General features: G+C 65.3%; 19 protein-coding genes and 1 pseudogene. 10 read left to right on the top strand and 10 right to left on the bottom strand.

The features are described from left to right. The first annotated feature begins 57 nt into the window (after positions 1-57). The 5 genes from AB4099_RS19845 to AB4099_RS19825 all read left to right on the top strand — a co-directional run bounded on the left by AB4099_RS19845 (position 58) and on the right by AB4099_RS19825 (position 8,553). On the top strand, positions 58-843 hold the full coding sequence (locus tag AB4099_RS19845) for a class I SAM-dependent methyltransferase (RefSeq protein WP_441479319.1): 786 nt from the start codon (positions 58-60) through the stop codon (positions 841-843). A gap of 525 nt (positions 844-1,368) precedes the next feature. Next, on the top strand, positions 1,369-2,154 hold the full coding sequence (locus AB4099_RS19840; RefSeq protein WP_441479318.1) for an IclR family transcriptional regulator: 786 nt from the start codon (positions 1,369-1,371) through the stop codon (positions 2,152-2,154). Next, on the top strand, positions 2,151-5,999 hold the full coding sequence (locus AB4099_RS19835; protein ID WP_441479317.1) for a hydantoinase B/oxoprolinase family protein: 3,849 nt from the start codon (positions 2,151-2,153) through the stop codon (positions 5,997-5,999). Before AB4099_RS19840 ends, AB4099_RS19835 begins: the two co-directional genes overlap by 4 nt. Before the next feature lie 57 nt (positions 6,000-6,056). Further along, positions 6,057-7,727, top strand: coding sequence for an OPT/YSL family transporter (locus AB4099_RS19830; RefSeq protein ID WP_441479316.1), 1,671 nt, complete (start codon positions 6,057-6,059; stop codon positions 7,725-7,727). Between the two features lie 151 nt (positions 7,728-7,878). After that, positions 7,879-8,553, top strand: a complete 675-nt coding sequence (locus AB4099_RS19825; RefSeq protein ID WP_441479315.1) for an AroM family protein — start codon at positions 7,879-7,881, stop codon at positions 8,551-8,553. A gap of 390 nt (positions 8,554-8,943) precedes the next feature. On the opposite strand, the gene AB4099_RS19820 is transcribed toward AB4099_RS19825, so the two are convergent. The 4 genes from AB4099_RS19820 to AB4099_RS19805 all read right to left on the bottom strand — a co-directional run bounded on the left by AB4099_RS19820 (position 8,944) and on the right by AB4099_RS19805 (position 13,081). Further along, positions 8,944-9,252: a hypothetical protein gene (locus tag AB4099_RS19820; protein ID WP_113515836.1), complete on the bottom strand. Its 309-nt coding sequence runs from the start codon at positions 9,250-9,252 to the stop codon at positions 8,944-8,946. Between the two features lie 257 nt (positions 9,253-9,509). Next, positions 9,510-10,406 carry an ABC transporter permease gene (locus tag AB4099_RS19815; protein WP_441479314.1) on the bottom strand — a complete coding sequence of 299 codons (897 nt, stop codon included), beginning with the start codon at positions 10,404-10,406 and terminating at the stop codon, positions 9,510-9,512. After that, a complete protein-coding gene (locus AB4099_RS19810) occupies positions 10,406-11,359 on the bottom strand; it encodes an ABC transporter permease (protein WP_441479313.1) in 954 nt (317 codons plus the stop codon). The genes AB4099_RS19815 and AB4099_RS19810 overlap by 1 nt, the downstream gene beginning before the upstream one ends. A gap of 33 nt (positions 11,360-11,392) precedes the next feature. Then, the gene (locus tag AB4099_RS19805) at positions 11,393-13,081 is read right to left on the bottom strand and encodes a peptide ABC transporter substrate-binding protein (protein ID WP_441479312.1); all 1,689 of its coding nucleotides are present in this window, start codon (positions 13,079-13,081) and stop codon (positions 11,393-11,395) included. Between the two features lie 338 nt (positions 13,082-13,419). Here AB4099_RS19805 and AB4099_RS19800 point away from each other — a divergent pair, with 338 nt between their 5' ends. The 4 genes and pseudogenes from AB4099_RS19800 to AB4099_RS19785 all read left to right on the top strand — a co-directional run bounded on the left by AB4099_RS19800 (position 13,420) and on the right by AB4099_RS19785 (position 18,565). Continuing rightward, positions 13,420-14,748 (top strand): NAD(P)/FAD-dependent oxidoreductase, encoded by a 1,329-nt coding sequence (locus AB4099_RS19800; RefSeq protein WP_441479311.1) that lies wholly within the window; start codon positions 13,420-13,422, stop codon positions 14,746-14,748. Positions 14,749-14,902: 154 nt separating this feature from the next. Continuing rightward, complete coding sequence (locus AB4099_RS19795) at positions 14,903-16,219, top strand: NAD(P)/FAD-dependent oxidoreductase (protein ID WP_441479310.1); 1,317 nt, start codon at positions 14,903-14,905, stop codon at positions 16,217-16,219. A gap of 200 nt (positions 16,220-16,419) precedes the next feature. Further along, positions 16,420-17,087: pseudogene (locus AB4099_RS19790) on the top strand (haloacid dehalogenase type II). Positions 17,088-17,092: 5 nt separating this feature from the next. Then, positions 17,093-18,565 (top strand): aldehyde dehydrogenase family protein, encoded by a 1,473-nt coding sequence (locus AB4099_RS19785; RefSeq protein ID WP_441479309.1) that lies wholly within the window; start codon positions 17,093-17,095, stop codon positions 18,563-18,565. 206 nt (positions 18,566-18,771) lie between these two features. Here the strand turns inward: AB4099_RS19785 and AB4099_RS19780 are convergent, their stop codons facing one another. Further along, a complete protein-coding gene (locus AB4099_RS19780; RefSeq protein WP_441479308.1) occupies positions 18,772-20,049 on the bottom strand; it encodes an NAD(P)/FAD-dependent oxidoreductase in 1,278 nt (425 codons plus the stop codon). 205 nt (positions 20,050-20,254) lie between these two features. On the opposite strand from AB4099_RS19780, the gene AB4099_RS19775 reads away from it, so the two are divergent. Further along, on the top strand, positions 20,255-21,130 hold the full coding sequence (locus AB4099_RS19775) for a GNAT family N-acetyltransferase (RefSeq protein ID WP_441479307.1): 876 nt from the start codon (positions 20,255-20,257) through the stop codon (positions 21,128-21,130). A gap of 102 nt (positions 21,131-21,232) precedes the next feature. Here AB4099_RS19775 and AB4099_RS19770 read toward each other — a convergent pair whose 3' ends face one another. The 5 genes from AB4099_RS19770 to AB4099_RS19750 all read right to left on the bottom strand — a co-directional run bounded on the left by AB4099_RS19770 (position 21,233) and on the right by AB4099_RS19750 (position 26,259). Next, positions 21,233-21,709, bottom strand: a complete 477-nt coding sequence (locus AB4099_RS19770) for an Lrp/AsnC family transcriptional regulator (RefSeq protein ID WP_441479438.1) — start codon at positions 21,707-21,709, stop codon at positions 21,233-21,235. Positions 21,710-21,824: 115 nt separating this feature from the next. Next, on the bottom strand, positions 21,825-23,219 hold the full coding sequence (locus AB4099_RS19765) for an aminotransferase class III-fold pyridoxal phosphate-dependent enzyme (protein WP_441479306.1): 1,395 nt from the start codon (positions 23,217-23,219) through the stop codon (positions 21,825-21,827). Between the two features lie 49 nt (positions 23,220-23,268). Then, positions 23,269-23,685 (bottom strand): helix-turn-helix domain-containing protein, encoded by a 417-nt coding sequence (locus tag AB4099_RS19760; RefSeq protein ID WP_441479305.1) that lies wholly within the window; start codon positions 23,683-23,685, stop codon positions 23,269-23,271. 163 nt (positions 23,686-23,848) lie between these two features. Further along, on the bottom strand, positions 23,849-25,312 hold the full coding sequence (locus AB4099_RS19755) for an NAD-dependent succinate-semialdehyde dehydrogenase (RefSeq protein ID WP_441479437.1): 1,464 nt from the start codon (positions 25,310-25,312) through the stop codon (positions 23,849-23,851). Between the two features lie 20 nt (positions 25,313-25,332). Continuing rightward, positions 25,333-26,259 carry a 2-hydroxyacid dehydrogenase gene (locus AB4099_RS19750; RefSeq protein WP_441479304.1) on the bottom strand — a complete coding sequence of 309 codons (927 nt, stop codon included), beginning with the start codon at positions 26,257-26,259 and terminating at the stop codon, positions 25,333-25,335. Between the last annotated feature and the right edge of the window lie 6 nt (positions 26,260-26,265).

Below are 26,265 nucleotides of genomic sequence, written 5' to 3'. Positions count from 1 at the left end.
ATGCGGCGCAGCGTGGTGAAAGGTGTCGGAAACGGACCAAGACAAGGCGAATGATCGATGTCGACCACGATCGCAAATCGCAACCTGAAGGATGAAATCCGGGACTATTGGTCCATCAGGTCAGAGACATTCGATACGACGCCGGGCCACGAGATCTTTTCCCTGGAAGAACGGCGCGCATGGCTCGCGCTTCTGTCGCGGCACCTTGGCACCGATCAGGGGCGCCGGGCGCTCGACCTGGCCTGCGGCACCGGGGTGATCTCGCTGCTGCTGTCGGAACTCGGCTTTTCAGTGACAGGCCTCGACCTCTCCGAGGCCATGCTGGCGCGCGCCCGCGCCAAGGTCTCGGGCAAGGGACCAATCAAGCTCTTCCTCGGCGATGCCGAGAATACACTGGAGCCCTCGGACAGTTATGACGCAGTGGTCACGCGGCATCTCGTCTGGACGCTGCCCGACCCGCCGGCCGCTTTCGCCGAATGGCACAGGGTTCTCAAGCCCGGCGGGCGCGTCGCGATCATCGATGCGGACACCATCAACACCCCTCCGGACAGGCGGCTGATCAAATGGCTCGCACGACTTGCCAAACGCCTGAGCAGGAATGTGCCGCCTCCCCCGCCCTATGCGGATACCCATGCGAGCATCCTGTCGCGCGTCTATTTTTCTGACGGGTGCCGCCCCGATGCCGTAGCCGAATTGCTGAGGCAGGCGGGCTTCGAGGACATCATCGTCGACCGGGACCTTGGCCCGATCCACCACGCCCAGGGCCGCTTCATGCCGCTCTTCCAGCGCCTCGAGCGTGCGGCTCAAAACCGCTTCCTGATTTCCGCACGCAAGCCTGCTTAGGCTGATTTCTCCCCCAGTGCGGACGGGCTGACTGGCAAGGGCGGCGGCGTGCCCTGCGCCCGGTCCCGAGGCGCACGGCATTCGCCCCTGCCGGATCCGGGCAGCATCATCTCATACCGAGCACGCAGCCTCGGCAGGAATGGCGGTGCGCCGCCCCGTTCAGCCTTCCGGCGAACAGCTGGATCAGCACCGCGTTGCGCAGTCCCTTGCCTCCCGGATCGGCCGACGCCGGGCCGCGCAGCCTCGTCGCTGAATTCGCAGCGCCGGCCTTCCTGACGCCGACAGCATGACCGGGGTCGGCGAGAAAGCGTGACCTTCCCCGGATTGAGCGCCGGGCCGCTTCAAGCGACGCGCACCAGCCCAAGCGGGCTGCAGCACCATTGATCCGACACCAGGGCCACCGCGTGCCCCATGGGCATCCCGCCCACAATCCTTACCGCCCGTTGACTCTTCGGTCAGTCGCGATATTGTTCCTTTTATTGCAACTCTAGTTCCATTTTATGGAACTTTTTTGGACTCAACCGGATGTCCATTCTGTCGGCCGCCGTCGATGTGCTCCGTTGCTTCTCCAGCACGCGTCACGATGTGACCGTGACGGATCTGGTTTCGTTGCTTGGAATGCCGAAGAGCAATGCGTCGCGGCTGCTGCGGGCGATGCGCGACGAGGGGCTGCTTGAAACGGTCGGCGACAGCAAGCGTTACCGCCCCTCCCTGCTGCTCAATCAGGTCGGCCATATCTACCGCTTCGCCGCTTCGCTGATCGACCGTGCCGACACCGTGGTCGGGCGCGTCTCGGACGAGGTCGGGCATACCGGCTATATCAGCGTGAGACGCGGCAACGACATCGTCGGCGTCACGGCCCATCCCGGACGCCACGCCCTGCGTGTCGTCACGTCGATTGGCGACCGTATCGCCGCCTTCGCTTCCAGCACCGGCCGCGCCCTGCTGGCCCGCCTGCCGGACGACGAAGTCCGCCGCCTCTATGCCAGCGGTTTCGTTCCCCCGTCCGACACGGCCCCCCAGGACCTCGACGAACTCCTGGCGCGCCTCGCCGTCACACGACGCGAGGGCTACGCCGAATCCCATGACGAGGCGGTCAGGGGCGTGCGCGCCATCTCGGTTTCGGTCGGCGACCCGACCACCGGCGACGAAGTCGCACTCTGCATCTCCTTCCCGGCTGCGACCGTCACGCCGGAGGAGCGCCTCGCCATCATCCGTTCTCTGGGAGACGGCGCCGCCGAGATCGCAGCGCTGACCCGGGACCCGCTCTTCATTCCCCTACATCCCTCAATCGCGGAGACAGCTCCATGAGCAATCGTTGGCGCATCGGCTTCGATATCGGCGGCACCTTCACCGATTTCATCCTCTATGACGGCCAGGAGCGCTCGGTTCGGCTGCACAAGCGCCTGACCACGCCGCATGACCCGTCCGAGGCGGCCCTGATCGGCCTTGGCGAGCTGACCGAGATGGCCGGCATCACGCTGGCCGATATCGGCGACATCGTGCATGGCACGACGCTGGTGACCAACGCGGTGATCGAGCGCAAGGGTTCCAAGCTCGGCCTGATCACCACGCGCGGCTTCCGTGACATCCTCGAAATGGGAACCGAGCAGCGCTACGACATCTACGATCTGTTCCTGACCTTCCCCGAGCCGCTCGTCTCGCGCGAGCTTCGCCTCGAAGTCGCCGAGCGCATCGACCGCGACGGCAAGGTCGTGACGGCGCTCGATACCACAGCGGTGCGTGCAGCCGCCCGCGAGCTTGCCGCCGCCGGCTGTGAAGCCATCGCGATCTGCTTCCTGAACAGCTACCGCAATTCCGCCCACGAGCAGGAAGCCGGCCGGATCGTTCGTGAAGCCTGCCCTGAACTCACGGTCTCCCTGTCGAGCGAGGTCGTCGCCGAGATCTGGGAGTATCAGCGCTTCGTCACCACCGCGGCGAACGCCTATGTCCAGCCGTTGATGCGCCGCTATCTGGAACGGCTGGAGCGCGAGCTCGCAGCCCGCTCCTTCACCGGCTCGCTGCGGCTGATGCATTCGGCGGGCGGCCTGGTCTCGCCAGAGACCGCCCGCACCTTCCCGATCCGCCTGCTCGAAAGCGGCCCGGCCGGCGGCGGCCTCGCGACCGCCTTGTTCGGTGAGCTCGCCGGCCACAAGGACGTCATTTCCTTCGACATGGGCGGCACCACCGCCAAAGCCTGCATGATCGAGGACGGCCGCGCCGAGATCGCGCCGATGCTCGAAGCCGGGCGCGTCAACCGCTTCGCCAAGGGTTCCGGCCTGCCGATCAAGGCTCCCGTCATCGATATGATCGAGATCGGCGCCGGTGGCGGCTCGATCGCGGCCATCGATGAGGTCGGCCTGCTCAAGGTCGGCCCACACTCCGCAGGGTCCGACCCCGGCCCGGCCTGCTACGGCATGGGCGGTACCAAGCCAACCGTCACCGACGCCAATCTGGTGCTCGGCTACTATGACCCTGGCTTCTTCCTGGGCGGACGCATGGCGCTCGATCTCGCGGCCGCGCGCAAGGCCGTTGCCTCGGTCGCCGAGCCGCTCGGCCTCTCCGTGGAGGAAGCCGCCTGGGGCATCCACAAGGTCGTCGTCGAGAGCATGGGCGCTGCGGCGCGGGTCCATCTCGTCGAGAAAGGCAAGGATCCGCGGCACTACGCCATGGTCGGCTTCGGTGGGGCCGGCCCGGCTCACGCCGTCGACGTCGCCCGTGTGCTCGGCGTCCGGCAGGTCATCATTCCGCCGGCCTCGGGCGCAGCCTCGGCGCTCGGCTTCCTCGCCGCGCCGCTCTCCTTCGACATGGTGCAGTCGCTGCCGGTCGAGTTCTCGGAGGGTTTTGACGCCAAGGCCGTCAATACCGTGCTCAGCGAGCTCGAGGCCCAGGGCCGCAAGCACCTGATCGAGGCCGGTGTGAAGCCAGCCGACATCACGGTCGAGCGCTCCGCCGATATGCGCCTCGTCGGCCAGATGCATGATATCGCGGTGACGCTGCCGGCCGGAACGATCGATGCGTCCAGCCTGGACGCCATCCGCGCGGCTTTCGCCACAACCTATTCGGCGCGCTACACCTCGGTCTACGAGGGCGCCCGTCTGGAGGCGATCAACTTCCGCGTCCGCTGCGCCGGCCCGGTGCCGACCCTCTCGCTCTCCGGAGCGGCCGGCGGCGGCGATGCCGGCACCAAGGTGAAGGGTACTCGCAAGGCCTGGTTCGAAAGCGGCTGGAGCGAGGCAACCGTCTATGATCGCTACGCCCTGCGGCCGGGCGACAGCATCAGCGGGCCCGCGATCATCGAGGAGCGCGAGGCGACCACCATCGTTCCTCCCGGGGATACGGTCGCGATCGACGAGGTGCTCAACCTGCTGGTCAGCGTCGGGCGGGCCAGCGCCGCCGAGACCACGATCAGCGCCGACATGCCGTTGGCCGAGGCCGCGCGCCGGATCGAAGCCGACCCGATCTCGCTGGAGATCATGTGGAGCCGCCTCGTCAATGTCGTCGAGGAAATGTGGCTGACCGTCTGCCGCACGGCCTTCTCGCTGGTGATCTCCGAAGCGCAGGATTTTGCCTGCGAGCTGCTCGACCCCGAGGGCGAGACGCTGGCGCACTCGCCGCGCGCCATGCCGGTGTTCAACCTGACCCTGCCGCGCGCCGTCAAGGCGCTGCTGGAGCGCTATCCGGCCGACACCCTGAAGCCCGGCGACGTTCTGATCACCAATGATCCCTGGCTCTGCGCCGGCCATCTCTTCGACATCGCCGTGGTCACGCCGGTGTTCCTGGGCGATCGCGTCGTCGGCCTGATGGGCACTGTCGGCCATGTCTCCGATATCGGCGGCACCAAGGACAGCCTCAGGGCCCGCGAGATCTACGAGGAAGGCTTCCAGATCCCGCCGATGAAGCTCTATGAGGCTGGCCGGATCAACGAGACGCTGGTCCGCCTGCTGGGCGAGAACGTCCGCAATTCCGAGCAGGTCCTCGGCGATCTGCATTCGTTCGTCGCGGCCAATGCGATCGGCGCCGAGCGCCTGCAGTCCTTCCTGAGCGATTACGGCATGCAGGATCTGCGCGCCCTCGCCTCGGTGGTGCAGGACCGTTCCGAGAGGGCCATGCGCGAGGCCATCGCCGCGCTGCCGGATGGAACCTATCACGGCACCGTCTCGAACAATCCGCTCGGCACGCCGATGACCTATCCGCTGGCGTTGACCGTCAAGGGCGACACGATCCATCTCGACTTTGACGGCGCCCCGCCGCAGCTGCCGCAGGGCGGGCTCAACTGCACGCTGAACTACACGATGGCGCATGCGACCTACCCGCTGAAATGCATGCTGACGCCGAATGTCCGCGGCAATGCCGGTTGCTACCGCGCCTTCTCGATCGACGCGCCGAAGGGCTCGATCCTGAACTGCGACAAGCCGCTCGCGGTCAACCTGCGGACGCGCACTGGCTGGTACATCGCGCCGAACATCTTCCGCGCCCTGTCGCAGGCCGCGCCGAACCAGGTCCAGGCCTTCACCGGATTGCCGGTGGCGGCGAGCGTCTATGGCAGGGACCAGGCGGGCGACACCTATTCCGACATGCTCTTCGTCGGCGGCGGCCAGGGCGGCTCGGCCCATGGCGACGGCAAGTCCGGCCTTCTCTATCCGACCTCGGCAGCCAACACCTCGATCGAGACCTTCGAGGCGCGTGTGCCGGTGCTGGTGGTCGAGAAGACCTATCTCACCGACTCCGGCGGTGCCGGCGAGCATCGCGGCGGTCTCGGCCAGCGCGTCCGCCTGCGCAAGCTCTCCGATGACGGTCTCCCGACGCTGGTCTCGCTCTATCCGGAGGGCGTCAACAATCCGATCCCGGGCCTGTTCGGCGGCAAGGCCGGCGGCGGCGCGTCGGGGCGTGTCATCGATGAGCAGGGCCATGTCCTGAAGGATGTCGGGACCGGCGACCTCGTCCAGGTCAAGCATCCCCATGAGATCGTCGAACTCGTGCTCGCCGGCGGCGCCGGCTACGGCGCAGCGTCGGAGCGCTCACGTGACGCCATCGCCCGCGACATCGCACTCGGCCTCGTCTCGCCGGAGGCCGCCAAGCGCGATTACGGGGTCCAGACCGGCCATGCGACGCATGACGTCGGCGAGGCCAAGGCCGGCATCCTTGTTGCCTGACGACTGACATCAACAAGCACATCTGCCCCTCCAGGGGCCAATAACGGGGACTGAGGCATGAAGGACCAACCGAAAGGAGTGCCTCAGCGGCACCCGAGCCTGTTCGAGCCGGGGACGCTGGTACTGATCGCCATTCTTTGCGTCTTTGGCGCGATCATTGGCATGCAGCTTCTGGTGTCCCTGGGCATCACGGCGAACACATCGCTGATCGGGGCGCTCGCCGCCATGGCGCTTGCGCGCGTGCCGATAGCGATGTTCACGCGCTACCGCTCGATCCATGTCCAGAATCTGGCTCAGAGCGCGATCTCGTCGGCGACATTCGGCGCTGCCAACAGCCTGCTGCTGCCGATCGGCATCCCCTTCCTGCTCGGTCGCTCCGATCTGGTGCTCCCGATGCTGGCAGGCGCCTTCGCCGCGATGCTGCTCGACGCCTATCTGCTCTACCGGATGTTCGATTCCCGGGTGTTTCCAGCGACCGGTGCCTGGCCCCCGGGCGTTGCCGCCGCCGAAGCCATCAAGGCCGGCGACGAGGGCGGGCGCAAGGCGGTGCTGATGGGGGTTGGCTTCGTTACCGGCATCCTGGCCTCCTTCGTCAAGGTGCCGCTCGCGGCCATTGGCTTTGTCGGGTCCACGGCCGTCTCCGGCATTCCAATGTCGGCCTTCGGCGTCGCCTTCATCGGCAATATCTGGGCGCTCTCGATGTTCGGCGTCGGCCTGCTGCTGCGCGGCTATTCGAGCCAGCTCTTCGGCGGCCCGCTCTTTACCGACATCATCCCGAAGGGCGATCTGATGGCGGCCTATATCCCGCACGGTTTCATGATCGGTGCGGGCCTGGTTGCCCTGTTCCAGGTCGCGCAGCTCCTGTTCAGGCGCAGCGAAGCCCAGAAGCTGGCCGAGGCCGCCTCCGGCGTCTCCGATGCCGAAGTCAGGCGCGCGCTCGGTCTCGGCACCATTGCCTATCTCGGAATCGCGGTCTTCATCGCACTGGTCGGCGGCCTGATGAGCGATATGTCGATCGGGATGCTGATCCTGTTCGTGCTCTATGCGGCCTTTGCAGCGTATGTGCATGAGCTCATCGTCGGCCTCGCCGCGATGCACTCTGGCTGGTTCCCGGCCTTTGCCGTCGCCCTGATCACCTTGATCATCGGCATGCTGATCGGCTTCCCGATGCCGGCGCTTGCCTTGCTCGTCGGCTTCTCCGCCGCGACGGGGCCCGCCTTCGCCGACATGGGCTATGACCTGAAGGCCGGCTACATCCTGCGCGGCAACGGCGCCGATCCCGCCTTCGAGCGCGACGGCCGGCGGCAGCAGCTCTTCGCTGCAATGTTCGCCTTCGTCATCGCCGGTGCGGTGGTGCTGGTCTCCTACCAGTCCTATTTCGACCAGAACCTGGTTGCCCCCGTGAACAAGGTCTATGCCGCGACGATCAAGGCAGGCGTAGCGCCAGGCGTCGCCTGGCAGCTCGTCCTCTGGGCGATCCCGGGCGCGATCCTGCAGTTCATCGGCGGCCCGAAGCGTCAGATCGGCGTGCTCTTCGCCACCGGCCTGTTGATCAGCTTCCCGATGGCGGGCTGGGCCGTCCTGGCCGGCATCGTCTGCCGGCTGATCTGGGAGAAACTGCGCGGCAGCACGGGCGAAGGGGACATGGAGGTCTTCGCCGCCGGCATCATCGCCGGAGACGCGATCTTCAGCTTCTTCGACTCGGTGATCAAGAACTTCAGGCGCTAAAGCATCGGCCCCAAAAGCGTTTTGCGGCTTTCGGGGAAGCCGATGCGAACACAGAAGGCTGGATCATCGGACCGGAAACGAGATCCGATCGATCTCAGCGCCCGTGCCGGAAACGGCACGGGGATCCCCATTCGACAGAGGACGGTCGCGCATGCGCAAGCTCGGAACCCTGACCATCGGCCAGGCCCCACGCTCCGATATCACGCCCATTCTCGACGCGGTGATCGGCTCCGAGCTGCCGCGCTGCCATGCGGGCGTGTTGGACGGGCTGAGCCAGGTCGAGATCGAACGCGACTTCGGCCCTCGCCCCGGAGCTGCCGTACTGATCACCAAGCTGCTCGACGGCAGCTCGATCATCATCGACAGGAACCGCACCGAAGCTGCGGCACAGGCCAAAATCGCCATGCTGGAGGCCGAGGGCTGCAGCACGATCCTGATGCTCTGCACCGGCCATTTCGAGACTCTGGCGACAGACAGGGCGCAGCTGATCGAACCTGACCGTATCCTGCCGCCAACGGTCGCCGCCCTCACCCAGGGCGCGCAACTCGGCATCATCGTGCCGCTCGCCGAACAGATCGCAACCGAGGCCGGGAAATGGGCCGGGCTTGATCGCAAACCGCTCTATGCTGCGGCCTCGCCTTATGGCGGGCCTAGTCCCAACCTGGTCGAGGCGGCCAGCGACCTCGCCAGGCGCGGTGCCACGGTTCTGCTGATGGACTGCATGGGCTTCGTCGAGGCTCATCGCCGCGAGGCCGCGGAAGCGGCGAAGCTGCCCGTCATCCTCTCCAACAGCCTGATCGGCAAGCTCGTTTCCGAGATTGTCTGAGCGCGGCCGTCATGCTCAGGGTCCAATTTGGGGCAGATCGCCACGCAATGGTCTGGCGGGTGAACACAGGCACCGGTCACGCCAGCCATTACAGGGCTCGATACTTCCGTGGCGCAAGCGGAAGGCAGCGTCTGGAGCCCCGCCTTCAGCCGCTCTTCCGGCCGGCTGTGGCTCGTTCGATCATCTCAGATTGCCGAACTGGCTCTTCTGCGTGACGCCGGCTCGGATCTGCTGCTCTTCGATCGCCGCTCGCGGCCGTCGGAGCCCCGCACCCGGTATTGCCGCTGTCCGTTTTCGCCCGCCGGCAGTACCCGGACGATCTGGTAATTTACGACGTCGGATCTGTCGCGGAAGCCGAAACTCAGGCTGATCACATCGCCTTCCCTATAATCACTGGTCATGGAGCAGCTCCTCGCTCTCGCAGCGCTCATCGAGGAGGCTGCCAACGAAGGTAGCCCCATCGCTGCAATGATCGGTGATCGCAAGGTTCACGACATGCCCGTCCTCGCAGATCAACCTGATCTCATAGGAGAGCAGCAAGGGTGCGACCTGGCGTAGATCGAGGTCGAAATGCCCGCGGCATCCGCCGTTTGCGTTCCGGGATGTTTCGAAACTGTAAGATACAGGCTGGCGCGTGCCGTCGCGCCAGATGATCTGGCCCTTGCCCTGAAGCCAGGTGACCTGGCGTTCGCTTTGCACGACGAGATTCCAGCCTTGACCGGCACCAACCTGGCACCGCGGCCCGCCCTCGGTTCAGGTTGAACGGAAGCGGCGATCCAGTGAGCGCTCTTCCAGGGCACCAGGCAAGCAAATTCCGCGCGTCATCTCAGCACAGAGGCACGCGGGGGACGCCTTTCGGCATGGGGACAACCCAACTGAGAGGCGCGTGCTGCCGTCCCACTCTGTGCAGCCCGCAGCGATGCCTCTCCCCCTTTCGAGCAGGGCAGCATGCGAGGTCACGGCAGATCCATTCTGGGATCGAGTGCGTCGCGTAAGCCGTCGCCAACGAAGTTGAAGCTCGTGACGGCGAGCGTGATCGCGGCGCCGGGCAGGATCGCAAGCCAGGGTGCGCTGGTGAGATAGCTCTGGGCGTTCTCGAGCATGTTGCCCCAGCTCGGGGTCGGCGGCTGGATGCCGTAGCCGAGGAAGCTGATATAGCTCTCGGCCAGGATCGCATGGGCGACGTTCAGCGTCGCGGCGACGACGATCGAAGCGATCGCGTTCGGCAGTAGCTGACGAAACATGATGCGACGGTTGCTGGCGCCCGTTGCAACAGCTGCAACCACATAATCCCGCGTCCGGAGCGATTTTATCTGAGCCTCGACGACCCGCGCCACCTCCATCCACGAGGTCATCGCGATCAGCATGACGATCGAAGGCACCGACGGCGAGATCAGCGCCGAAATCGCCAGCAGCAGGAAAATCGAGGGGAAGCAGAGCATCGCGTCGACGAAACGCATCAGGGCAGCTCCGACCGCACCTTCGTAGAAGCCGGCGATCATGCCGATGCAGATGCCGATCGCCATGCTGATCAGCATGGCGGAAAATCCGACCGCGAGCGAGATCCGCCCGGCCATCAGCAGCCGCGCCAGGATATCGCGCCCGAGCGGGTCGGTGCCGAGCACATGTGGGCCCGAGAAGGGCGGCGCGAAGCGCTGCCGGATGTCGATGAACGTGTCGCTATAGGGCAGCAGCATCGGCCCGACGATGCAGGCGAGCGTCATTGCCACGATTGCCATGGCTCCGAAAACCGCCAGCCGGTGCCGGCGGAAACGGCGAAAGCCGGGGCTGTTCCAGAAGAACGGCGAAGCTGCGATCCGGATTTCGGTGACGCCGGTGAGATCAGCGCTCATCAGCCATTCCTCGCAATCCGCGGATCGGCGAGACCGTAGAGCAGGTCGGCGATCAGACTGCCGAGCAACACCAGGATGGCGGTGAACATCAGGATGCCCATCACGGTCGGATAGTCGCGGTAGCTGATCGAGTCGAGGAAGAGCCGCCCCATGCCCGGCCAGGTGAAGACGGTCTCGGTCACCAGTGCGCCCGACAGCAATGTCGGCACATGCAGGCCGGCGATCGTGATCATCGGCAGCAGCGCGTTGCGAAAGGCATGCCGCAGCAGAACCTGGCGTTCCGGCACGCCCTTGGCCCGGGCGGTGCGGATATAGTCCTGATTGACGACCTCAAGCATCGAGGAGCGCATGTAGCGGCTCCAGACCGCCGTCGAGACCAGCGCGAGCACGATGCACGGCCCGATCAGATGATGGATCCGGTTGAGCGCCGAACCATCGCCGATGGTGTAGCGGTTGCCGGCAGGCAGCCAGCCAAGCCCGACCGAGAAGACATAGATGATAACGAGGCCGAACCAGAAGGTCGGGATCGAGAGCGCAATCATCGCGCCGATCGTCGCGAGTGAATCGAACAACGAGTAGCGTCGGATCGCGCCAAGGATACCGACCCAGGCGCCGAGCAGCATGGCGAGCAGGGTCGAGCTCAGCATCAATTCCATCGTCGCCCCGATATGGGAGGCGATGATGTGCAGCACCGGCTGATGGTCGCGATAGGATAGGCCCCAGTCGCCGCGCAGCATCCGCCAGAGCCATTCCGCATATTGCACCGGCAGCGGTCGGTTGAGGCCCAGCTGCTCGGCGATGCGGTCGAGATCGGCCTGGGTCATGTCGCCGCCAGCGGCGAACTGCGAGAGCGGGCCGCCCGGAGCCAGGTGCAGGATCGCAAAGCCGATCATCGAGACGATGAGCAGCAGCACGAGCGCCTGCAGCAGCCGTCGCACGAGAAAGGTGCTCATGGCGCGGTGTTCCGGGCGGATCCGCTCATGGTCTCAGCGCGCCCAGTACCAGCTGCCCATGTTCCAGGTATTCTGGCGGGCATTGATGTTGGGCTCGTAGCCGATGAGACCCTCCTTGTAGCCCTCGACCGGAACATATTGGTAGATTGGCAGGATCGGCAGTTCTTCGCGGACGATCTCCTGCAATTTCCAGTAGATCGTCTTGCGCTTGGCCTGATCGAAGGTTTCCTGCCCCTCCTTCAGCAGCTTGTCGACTTCGGCATTCTGCCACTGCATCTGGTTGGCGCCGCTTCCGTTCTTGGCGGGGATAGCATCGGAGGCGAAGCGTGAGGCCGGATCGGGATCGATCACGGTACGGAAGGCGGTGCCGACCAGCAGCGACTGGAACTTCGAGCGCGTATAGAACTCGCCCCAGATCACCGCAGCCGGCATGTTGTTGATCTTCATGGAGACGCCGACCTGCTGCCAGTCCTGCATCATCAGTTGCTGGCACTGCTCGCGCAGCGAGGCGCCGGTCGTCGTCGAGACCGCGAATTCGAGCGGCACGCCGTTCTTTATGCGAACGCCGCTGCCGCTGCGTTTCCAGCCAGCGTCGTCGAGCAGCTCGTTGGCCTTGGCGAGGTCGTAACTCTGCTGCGGCAGATTGGGATTGTAGGCCCAGGATTCCTGAGGCGCGAAGGACTCCGTCGGCTTGTGCAGGCCGTAGAAGATGACGTCGATGATCGCCTGCTTGTTGATCGAGGCGTAGAGCGCCTGGCGCACCGCCTTTTCGGACAAGGCCGGATGCTCCAAGTTGGGCATCAGGATTTCGAGCGAAGCATTCGGGATCTTCACGATCTTGCGGCCCGGCAGCTTCACCGCCTCGGCATAGAAATTCGCCGGGATGCCGGTGCCGATGATGAGATCGACCTGCCCCGTACGGAATTGCGCATAGAGTGCCGTCTGGTCCGGCACATATTTGAGGACGGCCTTCTCCAGATAGGGGCCCTTGCCGTGATAGCGCTCGTTGGCCACGAGCGTGATGTTATCGCCCGGCGTGCGCTGCCCCCATTTGAAGGGCCCGGTGCCGACCGGCGCGCCGTTGAAGGGCGCGGTATTCGGGTCGCTGGCCTTTTCGAGCAGATGCTTGGGCACGATGAAGGTGTTGGAGAGCAGCGCCAGATAGGGCGCGTAGGCCTTCTCCATGCGCCAGGAAATCTCGTGCGGTCCCTTGACCACGATATCCTTGACCAGCGCATGGCCGACGCGGGTGCGGCTCTTGAAGCCCGGCGCATTGATCAGCTCGAGTGTGTATTTCACATCCTCGGCGGTGAAGGGCGTCCCGTCATGCCAGGTAATGCCCTCGCGCAGTTTGACCTTCCAGGCCAGGCCACCTTCCGAGATGCCGCCATTGGCCTCGCTCGGCACCTCCGTTGCGAGGTCGGGCGTCAGGTTGCCCTGGGGGTCGGCGAGCCACATCGTGTTGAAGACCTGCATCCAGACGGTCTCGTCGACCTCGATGCCGGGCATCAGCGGGTTGAATGCGGTCGGCTCCTGCGACAACCCCACGACAACCTGGCCGGTTGGTTTGGCGGGCGGTGGCGGAGCAGGCTTGGTCTGGGCGCTGGCGCTAATACCAGAAGCGGCGATCAGGCCGCCCGCTCCGAGCGCGAGAAACTGGCGGCGATGCAATGCCGGCATCGGGAAAGCCAAACGGGTCGTTCCGTCGGAGTGCTTGATCATCCGGTAACCCCTCTTTTGCTTGTTTTGCGGAAGTCCCGGGCGCCCCGGGCAATTCAGGCGGAATCGATCGCGTATCCACGCCGCCCGCTTCATCCGTCGGGTCGTTCGCGGGCGCGGCCGATCCTTCAACCGCGCAGCTAGGTTAGGCGCGCGACCACCCACTTCGGATGCCGATCACGATGGCCGGCTGGGCATAATCTGCTGATTCAACCGCTGTCTTTGGCATAGGGTTCTGCACCGGATCGGGTCTTATCGAGCCGACCAAATCGGATCGGCCGTGCGGAGGGATTAGTCGTCGGCCGCGCGGCGCTGTCCCGCATCGCAAGGAAAGCCAGCCTATGTCTCCTCCGGTCACGTGCGTCCACAGCGACGAGACACTGCCGAAATCTGCCGATGTGGTGGTCATTGGCGGCGGCATCGCCGGCACGAGCGCGGCCTATGAGCTGGCAAAGAAGGGGCATTCGGTCGCGTTGCTCGAAAAGGGGCACCTCGCCGGCGAGCAATCCAGCCGGAACTGGGGCTGGTGCCGTCAGCAGAATCGCGACCTGCGCGAATTGCCCCTGGCCCAGCGCGCCGTTGAGATGTGGAGCGGTTTGAACGAGGAACTCGGCGCCGAGACGGGCTTCCGCCGCACCGGGCTGCTCTATGTCACGACCAAACAATCCGATCTCGATCTGTGGTCGAACTGGGCCGACCGCGCTCGCGAGCATCAGATGCACAGCCGGATGCTGACGGCTGCCGAGGCCAAGGCCATGTCGCCGGGCAGCACGGAGAACTGGATCGGCGGCGTGCATTCGCCGACCGACGGGCGGGCCGAGCCCGCGCTGGCGACTCCCGCCATCGCCGAAGGGGCGCGCAAGCGGGGCGCGACCATTCATCAGAACTGCGCTGCGCGGGGACTGGAGACCCACGGTGGCAGGGTTTCGGCCGTCGTCACCGAAAGAGGCACGATCCGGACCAGCGCGGTGCTCTGCGCCGGCGGGGCCTGGAGCTCGATGTTCTGCCGCCACCACGGCATCAAGCTGCCGCAGGCCGGCGTGCGCTCGACCTCCTTTTTCACAGAGGCAGCACCGCAGGTGATCGAGGGCGGGCTATCGATGCCCGACCTCACTTTCCGGCGTCGGCTCGACGGGGGCTACACGGTCGGCATCAGCGGGCGCGGCCTGCTCGAACTCACCCCGCAGGGCATGCTCTACGCACAGCAGTTCTGGCGGACCTTCAAGAAGCGGCGCTGGGGCCTGACCATCCGGGCCGGCCGGTCCTTCTTCGCCGGACCAGAGGCGATCTCCCGCTGGAGCAATGACAGTATCTCGCCCTTCGAGCGGATCCGCACCTTCGATCCGCCGGCACAGGAGGAGCTGATCAGCTTTGCCCTGACAAGGCTTGGACAACTCTATCCGCAGCTCGCCAATGTGAAGATCGCGCGCAAATATGGCGGGCTGGTCGATTTCACCCCGGACTGGATTCCGGTCATTTCCGGCGTCGCGGCCCTGCCCGGCTTCTATATCTCGACGGGCTATAGCGGTCATGGCTTCGGCATCGGCCCGGCCGCAGGGCGCCTTGCCGCCGACATCGTCGCCAACGACACCCCGATCGTCGATCCACGGCCCTATCGCTACAGCCGCATGATCGACGGGACCGATCTCGGCGAGCCCGGCATGATGTGACGCGGCTTGGATTTGGATCTCGCCCGAGGAACCGCCGACCACCGGCATCGAGACCGCGCTGCGGCATCGCGTCCGGCACCGATGCAAAGATGATCCAATGCTGCCGGCAGCGCGGTCGCTAACCTCCTGACGAAACCGCCGGAGCTCCCCGTTTATGTCACCGACGCTTGAACGCATCGCCAGCAATGCGCGCCTGCCCGCCGAAGCCGATGTCGTGGTGATCGGCGCCGGAATCGTCGGCAGTGCGGCAGCCTATTACCTCGCGAAGCGTGGGCACGCCGTCGCGCTCGTCGAGAAGGGTGTCGTCGGCGGCGAACAGTCGAGCCGGAACTGGGGCTGGTGCCGCCAGCAGAACCGCGACGCCCGCGAACTGCCCCTCGCCATGCGCGCCATGGATCTCTGGGACAGCTTCAGCCGCGAAATCGGCGGCGATATCGGCTTCAGGCGCAGCGGACTCGTCTATGCCAGCAATGATACCGGCCAGATCGCGCAATGGGAAAAATGGCGGGAAACGGCGCGGCAGTTCGGCATCGATACGCGCATGCTCTCCGGTAGCGAGGCGGCAGCCATGACGGGCGGCCACTCCTGGCGCGGCGGGGTCCATTCGGTCAGCGACGGCAAGGCCGAGCCCGCACGCGCCGCACCTGTCCTCGCAGAAGGCGCCCGTTCGCATGGTGCGAGCATCCACCAGGATTGTGCTGCGCGCGGCCTCGACATCACGAATGGCGCGGTCTCCGGCGTGATCACCGAGAAGGGGTTGATCCGAACGCGCTCGGTGATCCTTTCCGGCGGCGCCTGGGCATCCGCCTTCTGCCGGCGCCATGACATCCGGTTTCCGCAGGCGAGCATCCGCTCGACCATTCTGCGGACGGAAGTCGCGCCCAAATTGCTCGATGCGCTCTACACCCCCGATTGCGCCCTGACGCGTCGGCTCGACGGCAGCTATACGATCGCCATCAGCGGCAAGGGCACACTTGAGATCACCCCGCAGGGCTTGCGCTATGCGCGCGAGTTCCTGCCGATGTTCATCAAGCGGCTGAAGGCGGTCGAGTTCGGCCTCGGCACCTCCTTCTTCAAGGGACCGGAGGCGCTCGGAGGCTGGGCTTTCGACAGAGAGACACCCTTCGAACGCATCCGGGTACTCGACCCCGTGCCGAGCCGCGCGTCCGTCGCGCTGACGCTGGCGCGGGCGCGGGCGCTCTACCCCGCACTTCAAAACGTCGCGGTCCGGGAGAGCTGGGGCAGCTACATCGATTCGACGCCGGATGCCGTGCCGGTGATCTCGCCCGTAGCTGGTCTGCAGGGCTTCGTGCTGGCGGCCGGGTTCAGCGGGCATGGCTTCGGACTCGGGCCCGCAGCCGGCCATCTGGCTGCCGATCTCGCCGTGGGTGATACCCCGATCGTCGACCCGCGTCCCTTCCGGCATTCGCGCCTGATCGATGGCTCGAGGGGCGAGATCGGCGAATTCTGAACGTCGCGCGTCAGCGTGGGACAGCCCGTTATTCGGCCTTTCGCAGCTGGCGGCAATTCATGCTGAACCGGGGCAGTTGATCGGCAGAATCTTTGCTCGGCCGGACGCAATTCCAAGTCCGCGCCTGCGCATCGGCCGTAGTCTTGGATGCAACGCGGCAGATCGTGCTGGCGCGGCAACTTCTGATGGCGAGAGACGCGATGAGCACCCTGCGGCCGAAATTCGTGACCTTCGATTGCTATGGCACGCTGATCAATTTCGAAATGGGGCCGGCGGCGCGGCGCGTCTATGGCGCACGCCTGTCTCCCGAGGTCATGGACGGTTTCTGCGAGAGCTTCAGGGGCTTTCGCCTCGACGAGGTCCTCGGCGCCTGGAAGCCCTTCATCGAGGTGGTCCACAACGCGGTGGAGCGCAGTTGCAAGGCCTGGAAGATCAAGTTCGACCCCGCTGATGCCCAGGCGATCTATGACGAGATCCCAGGCTGGAACCCGCACCCGGATGTGCCGGCGGGCCTCGCCAAGGTCGCCAGGGAGATCCCCCTCGTCATTCTCTCGAACTCGATGACGGATCTGATTCCGCACTCCGTCGTCAACTCGGCGCCCCCTTCCATGCGGCCTACACAGCGGAGGAGGCAAAGGCCTACAAGCCGCGCCTGCAGGCCTTCGAATACATGTTCGACATGCTGGGCTGCGGACCTGAAGAGATCGTGCACTGCTCGTCCAGCCTGCGCTACGACCTGATGAGCGCGTACGATCTGAAGATCGGCCAGAGGGTTTTCGTCAATCGCGGTCACGAGCCCGGTATTCCCGCTTACGGCTACCACGAAATCAAGGACATTGGTGGCCTGCCAGGCCTGCTCGGGCTCTGACGCCGATGCGCGATTTCGACCCTGACGCCATTACCTTCGCCACGGGCCATTTCATCGCCGGCAGCCATCTCGATGGCCCCGGTGAAAGGATCAGCGTCGCCCGACCATCCGACGCCGCCGCCTATGCCGATCTGCCGGTCGCATCGCCAGAGATCGTTGATCGGGCGGTCGAAGATGCAACGAATGCGGTCAAGCGCAGTGGCTGGGCGACGCAGCCGCCGCGCGACCGGGCGCGCGCCATGCGGCACTGGGCCGAGTTGATCGAGGCGAAGAGCGAGGAACTCGGCCGACTGGAGGCGCTGGGCTCGACGCGCCCAATCGCCCAGGCCGTGACCGGCGACGTCGCCAGCACAGCCGAAGGCATCCGCTTTTTCGCTGAATGGGCGGACAAGCTCGGCGGCGACGTTGCCGCGACGCGGGCCGACCATTTCGGCATGATCGTCTCCGAGCCCTATGGTGTGGTGGGGGCGATCACGCCCTGGAACTTCCCGCTCAGCATGGCGAGCTGGAAGGTCGGCCCGGCGCTCGCCGCCGGCAATGCAATCGTCCTGAAGCCATCCGAACTGACGCCGTTCTCGACCGTGAGGCTGGCTGAGCTCGCCGTCGAGGCCGGAATTCCGCCCGGTATCTTCAATGTCGTACAGGGCACGGGCGCGGTGACAGGCGACGCACTCAGCCGTCATCCCGGCATTGCCAAGCTCTCCTTTACCGGCTCCACCCGTACGGGCATCGCCGTGATGAAGGCCGCGGCCGAGACCGGCATCAAGCCGGTAACACTCGAGCTCGGCGGCAAGAGCCCGCAGCTCGTCTTCGCTGACGCCGATCTCGACAAGGCAGCGGAGTGCATAGCCAGCTCGCTCCTCGCCAATGCCGGCCAGGCCTGCGTGGCGGGTTCGCGGCTGATCGTTCAGCAGGAGGCCACTGATGCCCTGGTCTCGGCTCTATTGGCGCGGCTCTCGCGTATCGCGCCAGGTCCGACCTGGAAATCGTCGACGGGCTTTGCGCCGATCATCTCGGAGATCCAGGCCCGGCGCATCGATGCGATCCTGGCCCGCAGCCGCGCCCAGGGCGCCGAAGTGCTGCTGGGAGGAGGAAGGATCGAGGGCCATGGCGGAGCCTTCTATCAGCCGACCTTGCTCGCAGGCGTTGATGCGGACACCGCAGCGGTGCGCGAGGAGATCTTCGGCCCGGTGCTGACGATCCAGAGCTTCGAAACCGAAGAGGAAGGCTTCGCCCTCGCCGATCACCCCGAATACGGGCTCGCAGCCGGTGTCTACACCTCCGATCTCGGTCGGGGTCTGCGGGCCGTGCGCCAGATCAAGGCGGGCACGGTCTGGATCAATCGCTATAATCGCACGCTCGACTTCATCCTGCCGACCGGCGGGTACAAGAGCTCCGGCATCGGCAAGGATCTCGGCCGGCAGGCCGTCGAGGCCAACCTGCGGCACAAGACCGTGCTGATCGACATCGGTGCGTGAAGGCTTACGGCCCCTCGCGCGCAGCCGGCCGTGATCGGGAAGGAGCCGATCGATCGCCTCGATTCCGGCCCGTGCTGACGACGGTTTTCCTCCTGCTTCAGCGATGCTGAAGCAGGCCGTCTTTATCAACGAGGCTCATCGTCATTCCCGACAAGCCGCGAACCGGAGACCCGGTATGGCGATGGGGCTCGCCGGTTGACGGCTCCTCAGTGGCGCCAGTCCTGGTAGCGGTAATAGGCGCCGACGAAGGGCAGGAACCAGGGCGGACCGAAATGGCCTGGCACAGCCGGCCAGGCGAGCCCCGCGAACGGATTCGCATTCACGTCCCCGCCCATGACGCGGGCCATGATCTGCCCCATATGCACCGACATCTGGGTGCCATGACCGCTGTAGCCCAGCGCATAGAACACACCCTCACGCTCGCCGGCGCGCGGCAACCGGTCAGAGGTCATGTCGACCAGGCCCCCCCAGCAATAGTCGATGCGCACGCCGGAAAGCTGCGGAAAGAGTTCAAGCATCCGCGCCTGCAAAATCGCGCCGCTCTTCGCATCGGATTTCGGGCTCGACAGTGCGAAACGGGCCCGGCCACCGAAGATCAGGCGATTATCCGGCGTGAGGCGGAAATAGTTGCCGATGTTCTTCGTCGTCGTCGCGGTCCGCCGCATCGGAAGGATCGACGAAGCGAGCTCGGCCGAAAGCGGCGCTGTGGCGATGATGAAGCTGCCCACCGGCACGATGCGCCGCCTGAGCCAGGCGAAGGGCCCCTGCCGGGAGGCGCCAGTCGCAAGCAGCACCTGCCCGGCCTCGATCTCGCCACGCGTCGTCACGACCCTGTGCGCACGACCATTGACCCGGTGAAGGTCTGTCACGGCGGCGTTCTCGTAGATGCTCGCACCGCGCCGCGCAGCGGCATCGGCCAGCCCGACGCCGAAGCGGCCCATATGCATGTGGGCACTGCGCGGGAAGACCAGTCCGCCATGGAAACCGTCGGAACCGACCTCGCGCCGGATATCCTCCGGCCGGACCACGGTGAGATCAGGCTCGACGGTGCGCGACAGCAGCTCGGCGCCCTTTTGCAACTTGGCGAAGTGCTCGGGCTTGGCCGCGAGTTTGATCTTGCCGGTGCGGATGAAACCGCAATCGATCGCCTCGCTTGCAACCAGCCTCTCCACTTGATCGACCGCATCATCGAAGGCCCGGTAGAGCGCCACGGCACGGTCCTGGCCCAGGCTGGCCGCGAGACCGCCGAGATCATGGGCAAGGCCGTTATTGCAGTGTCCGCCATTGCGCCCGGACGCCTCGCCAATCACCCGGCCCGCCTCCAGAACCGCAACGCTTGCGCCGGATTTTGCCAGGGCCAGGGCCGCGGAGAGCCCGGTGAAACCACCGCCGACGATGGCGACATCAAAAGTGCCCGCCAGCGGGCCTGTGTCACCTGCGCCGAAACGCGGCGCCGTCGCAAGCCAATAGGGTTCGAGTTTCATCAGCGATCGGTCCGCGGGTCAGCGCCGGCTGTCAGGGCCGGAAAGGCGTTGCGAACCGGTCTGCGCAAGCTGTTGCCCAGACGCGGTCCGGTTTGGAGGACCGAGCATGCGACATTCTAAGCCTATGTATTGTATGAATTTTACTATTCTCGAAAGCCAGCGGCGCACCTATACTTGGGTTTCATTCCAGATGAGGCTCGCAGGGGTGGATACCAAAACGGCCAAGCGCCCACTCGACTATGCGATCGATATCCGCGCGATGACCGAGGCCGATCTCGGCCAGGCACACCAGCTCTCGATCGCCGTCGCCTGGCCGCACCGCCCTGAAGATTGGCGGCTGGTGTTCGAGGTCGGATATGGCCTCATCGCCTGCGACCGGATCGGTCGCGCACTCGGGACAGCAATGTGGTGGCCCTTTGGCGAACATTTCGCCACGATCGGCATGGTAATCACCTCGCCCCGACTCCAGGCGCGAGGCGCCGGCCGGCGGTTGATGGACACGATCTTCGAACAATCCGGGCAGCGCGATCTGCGCCTGAACTCGACGCGCGAAGGCTACCGCCTCTACCGCTCGCTCGGCTTCGAGCCGATCGGCCGCGTCTTTCAGCATCAGGGCCGCGTCGAGGATGCGGGCCGGGCAACCGATCCTACGATCACCATAAGGCCGGTCGTCGCGGACGATCTCGACGCCATCGCCCGTCTCGATGCCATGGCTTATGGCGCGGATCGGGCGCGGGTGATCCAGGCCCTGATGCCGCAATCGGTCGGGACGATCCACGAGCGCAACGGAGAGGCCGTCGGTTTCGCGTTGTGCCGCCCCTTCGGGCGCGGGCATGTCGTCGGGCCGATCGTGGCGGAGGACGATAGGGCGGCGATCGCTCTGACCCGGCCACATGTCCAGGCCCATGAAGGTGGGTTCCTCCGGGTCGACACTGCGATGGAGCAGGGTCTGTTCGGCGGTTTCCTCGAATCCTGCGGCATGATGATCCACGACACCGTGACGACGATGATCCGCGGCAACAACCACGCAGCGCGCGGCACAATGCGCACCTTCGGGCTGATCAACCAGGCCTTGGGTTGAGGGTTAGATCATCGGATCGGATATCGTATCCGGTCCGATGATCTAACCTTCTGTGTTTGCATCGGCTTTCCGAAAACCGCAATCCACTTTTCGGCCGATGCTTTAAACGTCGAACAGCACAGGCAGCGGATAGCCCGGTTTCTGGATCGGCGTCTTGATGACGATGTAGCTGAAGTATTTCGAGATGCCGAGATTGCGATCGAGCAGCGTCTCGATCAGCGACTGGTAATGCGTCAGCCCGCGCGTGACGAACTTGACCAGATAGTCATAGCCGCCGCTGACCATATGGCATTCCACCACCTCGTCGACGCGGCGCAGGCCCGTCTCGAAGCGGATGAAATATTCCTTCGTATGGTCAGCCAGCGTGATCTCGGTAAAGACCGTGATCGTCTCACCGAGCTTCTGCAGATTGATCGTGGCTCCATATCCGGAAATGAAGCCGGCTTGTTCAAGCCGCTTCACCCGCAGCAGGCAGGGACTGGGCGACAAGCCGACCGCATCGGCCAGCGTGACATTCGTCACGCGGCCGTTGTTCTGGAGCTCGATCAGAATCTTCATGTCGATGCGGTCGAGCCGCACGCCCGGTGTCACCACGAAAGCCTCACCCCAGCCCTCCCCGCGCAAACCCGAACGGCGAGCCACCACTCCGGTGGCGTGAAACTAAACCCGTCGCTCTATCCGAGCAAAGCGAGGATCATGCCAGCTCAACCAGATTCAACTCGGCCTTGACCTCAGGGAGCGCCAGCATGTCGTCCAGCGTCTGGCGCAGGCGCGCGATGATCAGATCGATCTCCGACTCGCTGCAGCACAGCGGCGGAGCGAGCCCGATGATGTCATCTGCGAAGGCGCGGAAGATCACGCCATTGGCATAGCCACGCGCAAAGAGATGGTCGGACAGCTTCGCCGCGCGCGAGAACTTCTCCTTGGTGACCTTGTCGGCAACGATCTCGACACCGGCGAGTAGACCGCGCGCCCGGACTTCTCCGACCAGGGGGTGGTCGGCGAGCGTGGCGAGGCGCTCCTCGAAATAGGCGCCGACGCGCTGGCCATTGGCGAGGATGCCACCCTCGTCATAGAGGCGCAGTACCTCGAGCGCGACAGCGGCGCTGACGGGATGGCCCGAATAGGTATAGCCATGCCCGATCGGGCCGCCGGCGGGCGCATTGTCGGCGATGGCGCGATAGACCTTCTCGCCTATCGCGAGCGCTCCGAGCGTGGCGTAACCCGAGGTCAGGCCCTTGGCCATGCTCATCATGTCCGGCACGACGCCTTCCGCCTCGCAGGCGAACATCGGTCCGGTACGACCGAAGCCGGTGATGACCTCATCGGCGACGAAGAGGATGTCGAGTTCGGCCGCGGCATCGCGCATCGCCTTCAGCCAGCCCTTCGGGGGAACGACGACGCCGCCCGATCCCTGCACCGGCTCGCAGAAGAAGGCAGCAACGGTGTCAGCCCCGAGTTCCTCGACCTTGGCCCGCAGCGTCGCGACGCTGGCCGCGATGACGGCGGCATCGTCGGAGCCCGCCGGGTTGCGATAGGGATAGGGCGAGGCGATGTAGTGCTGGCCCTCGGCCGGCAGGTCGAAATTGGCGTGGAACGCGGGCAGCGCGGTGACCCCCGCCCCCGTCGAACTCGAGCCGTGATAGCCTCGCTCCAGCGAGATGATCTGCTTCTTCGCCGGTCGTCCGGTGACGTTGTAGTAGTAGCGGATCAGGCGCAGCGCGCTGTCGACGGCATCGGAGCCGCCGAGCGAGAAATAGATGTGGTTGAGATCGCCGGGAGTGATCTCCGCAAGCTTGGCGGCCAGCCGGATCGCAGGCTCGCTGCCGAAACCGAAATAGCCGGTCGCATAGGGCAGTTCACGCATCTGCGCGGCGGCTGCCTCGACGATGCTGTCATGGCCATAGCCGACATTGACGCACCACAGCCCTGCAAAACCGTCGATCAGCTCGTGACCATCGGCATCGGTGATGAAGGCTCCGCGGGCCGACTTCAGGATGGTGACGCCGCGCTTCTCGTGCCCCGCCCAGTTGGCGACGGGGTGGACCCAATGCATGCGGTCGAGGGCTTCGAGAGAGTTCACAGTCATGGAGACAAGCCTTGCTGGGGGATCTCTAGATCGAGAGACGGATGACGGCTCAGGCGGCGCCGGCCTGCACATATGAGGCAGGTTCGGACCTCAGCCGCGTAGCATGCGCCTGCTCGCGCAGGTAGCGCCCAGGAGTGACCCCACATATGCTCTTGAAATGACGCGACAGGTGGCTCTGGTCGAAGAATCCGGCCTCGGAAGCCGCCAGTGCCAAGGGTACGCCCTCGCGCAGCAATGACTTTGCGTAACGAATGCGCCGATGGCAGATGAAGCGGTGCGGCGTCAGCCCGACCTGCCGGCGAAACACGGTCACGAAGCGGCAAACGCTGAGGCCCGCGAGAACCGCGATATCCTCGAGATAGACCGCGTCGGTGAAGTGCCGCTCGATATGGGTGAGAGCACGCTGGATACCGGGGCTGATACGACCCGAAAGCGCTGTGCCGACATTGGAAACTGGCTCATGCATGGACTGGCTCTTCCCTGCTGACGGCCATTGCCGCCTTGCCAGGAGCCTAGGACCGGGCCGCCATGATGTGGGCCTCCGCCAGGGGGCCGACATGGTATCCCCTGCGCATTTGCTACGCAGCGACAGCACATCGTGCTTTCGGCGTTCAATGAGGCGCCGCCGCTCAGGCTTGCTTCAGCCCGCCCATGTGGAAACTCTTGGTCTCCAGATATTCCTCGATACCGGTTGCGCCTCCTTCGCGTCCAGTTCCGGACTGCTTGATGCCACCGAAGGGTGCAACCTCCATCGAGACGGAGCCGGTATTGAGCCCGACCATGCCGAATTCGAGCCGCTCCCCGACCCGCCAGGCACGATGCAGGTTCTCGGTGTAGAAATAGGCTGCCAGGCCATAGGGCGTGCCATTGGCGATCTCGATCGCCTCATCCTCATGTTTGAACCGGAATAGCGGCGCTACCGGCCCGAATGTCTCCTCATTGGCCAGTCGCATCCGCGTATTCGCCCCGATCAGCACGGTCGGCGCAATGAAACGGGCGATATCGAAGCCAGCCTCCCCGCCAACGACCCGCTTTGCGCCAAGCGACAGCGCATCCTCGACATGCGCCCGAACCTTTTCAACCGCCGCAGCATTGATCAGCGGACCGATACTGACGCCATCCCTGCGACCGTTGCCGACCCGCATGGCCGACACTGCACTGGCAAGGCGCTCGGCAAACGCGTCATGAACCCCGTCCTGCACCAGGATGCGGTTGGCGCAGACACAGGTCTGGCCGGCATTGCGGAACTTGCTGACGATGGCCCCCGCAACGGCCATGTCGAGATCGGCATCGTCGAAGACGATGAACGGGGCATTGCCGCCAGGCTCGAGGCTGAGCCGCTTCAGCGTGTCCGAGGACTGACGCATCAACAGCGCACCGACCCGCGTCGAGCCTGTGAAGGAGAGCTTCCGCACAGCGGCGCTGCCGGTCAGCGTTTCGCCGATCGCATGGGGCAGGCCCGTGACGATATTGATCACGCCCTTGGGGATCCCGGCCCGCGCCGCCAGCACGCCGAGCGCCAAGGCCGAATAGGGCGTCAGCTCCGATGGCTTGACCACAACGGTACAGCCCGCCGCCAGTGCCGGCGCGCATTTGCGGGTGATCATCGCATTCGGAAAGTTCCACGGCGTGATCGCGGCGGAAACCCCAACCGGCTCCTTGAGCACAAGGATACGTCGGTCGATGGTCGGAGCCGGCACGATGCCGCCATAGATGCGCCGCGCCTCCTCGGCGAACCATTTGATGAAGCCCGCGCCATAGCGCACTTCGCCCTCGGCTTCCGCCAGCGGCTTGCCCTGTTCTGCGGTCATGATCAGGGCGAGATCACCGGCATGCGACAGCAGGAGATCGTGCCAGCGCTCCAGCAAGGCGGCACGCTCGGCTGCCGGGAGCACGCGCCACGCCGGAAAGGCGGCTTCCGCGGCAGCGATGGCAGCCTGCGTCTCGGCTTCGCCGCAGGCCGGGATCGTGCCAAGCTCGGAACCGTCGGCCGGGTCGTTCACCGCCAGCACCGCGCCCGACGCCGCCCCGACCCACTCGCCGCCGATCAGCGCTCGCTGGACGAAGAGCCCTGGTTCCTTCAGCTGTTCCACGAGCATGGACTGATCTCCCCTCAATAGCCGCGTTTGCGGTCCACCAGCCCAAGCAGCGGTTCGCCGGCGCTATGGCGCCTTAGATTGTCGAGCACGACGCCGACCGCAGTTTCCGGCTGGGTCATGCTGGCGATATGCGGGGTGATCAGCACGCGCGGGTCGCTCCACAGCTCATGGCCGACGGGCAGCGGTTCGGGCGAGGTGACATCCAGGACCGCCGCCGAGACCTGCCCGCTATCAAGTGCGGCGAGCAGCGCATCCTGGTCGAGATGGCCGCCACGTCCCGAACTCACCAGCCGCGCCCCGCGCGGCAGTGTTGCGAAGAGCTCGGCATTCAGCACGCCGCGCGTCTCATCGGTCAGGGGCAGCAGGCAGACCAGGATATCGGTGCGGCCGAGGAAATCAGCCATTTCGTCAGGGCCGGCATAACAGGTGACGCCCTCGATCTCGCGGCGTGAGCGGCTCCACCCCGCGACCTGAAAGCCGAAACCTGCGAGCTTGCGACACGCGGCCTCCCCAAGCATGCCGAGCCCCAGAATGCCGACGCGACGGGTCGAAGCCGGCCATACCCTGATCTGACGCCAGATCTGGTCGCGCTGCTGGGCGATATACGGCATCAGGTCGCGATGCAGCGCCAGCACCGACATCGTGACATATTCGACCATGCCGTCGACGATGCCGGGCTCGACCATCCGCACGACCGGAAGCTCCGGCGGCAGCTTCGAGAAATCGAACTGGTCGACACCGGCCCCGACCGAGATCAGCAGTTCCAGATTGGGAAACTGCGCCATGATGTCGTCCGGCGGTAGCCAGGCAGCGAGATAGCGGATGTCTGTGGGATCGCCGATATCCGGCCAGATGCGGAAGGCCAGATCCGGCGCCTTTGCCGCCAGGAGGCGGGCCCATTCGGCACCGCGCGCGGGGTCGGATTTGTAAAGCAGCGCCATACTACC

This window comes from Allobosea sp. 2KB_26 (assembly GCF_052115715.1).
GTDB lineage: Bacteria > Pseudomonadota > Alphaproteobacteria > Rhizobiales > Beijerinckiaceae > Allobosea.
The sequence above is the reverse complement of the archived record's forward strand: the minus strand, read 5'-3'. Positions and strand labels throughout refer to the sequence as shown.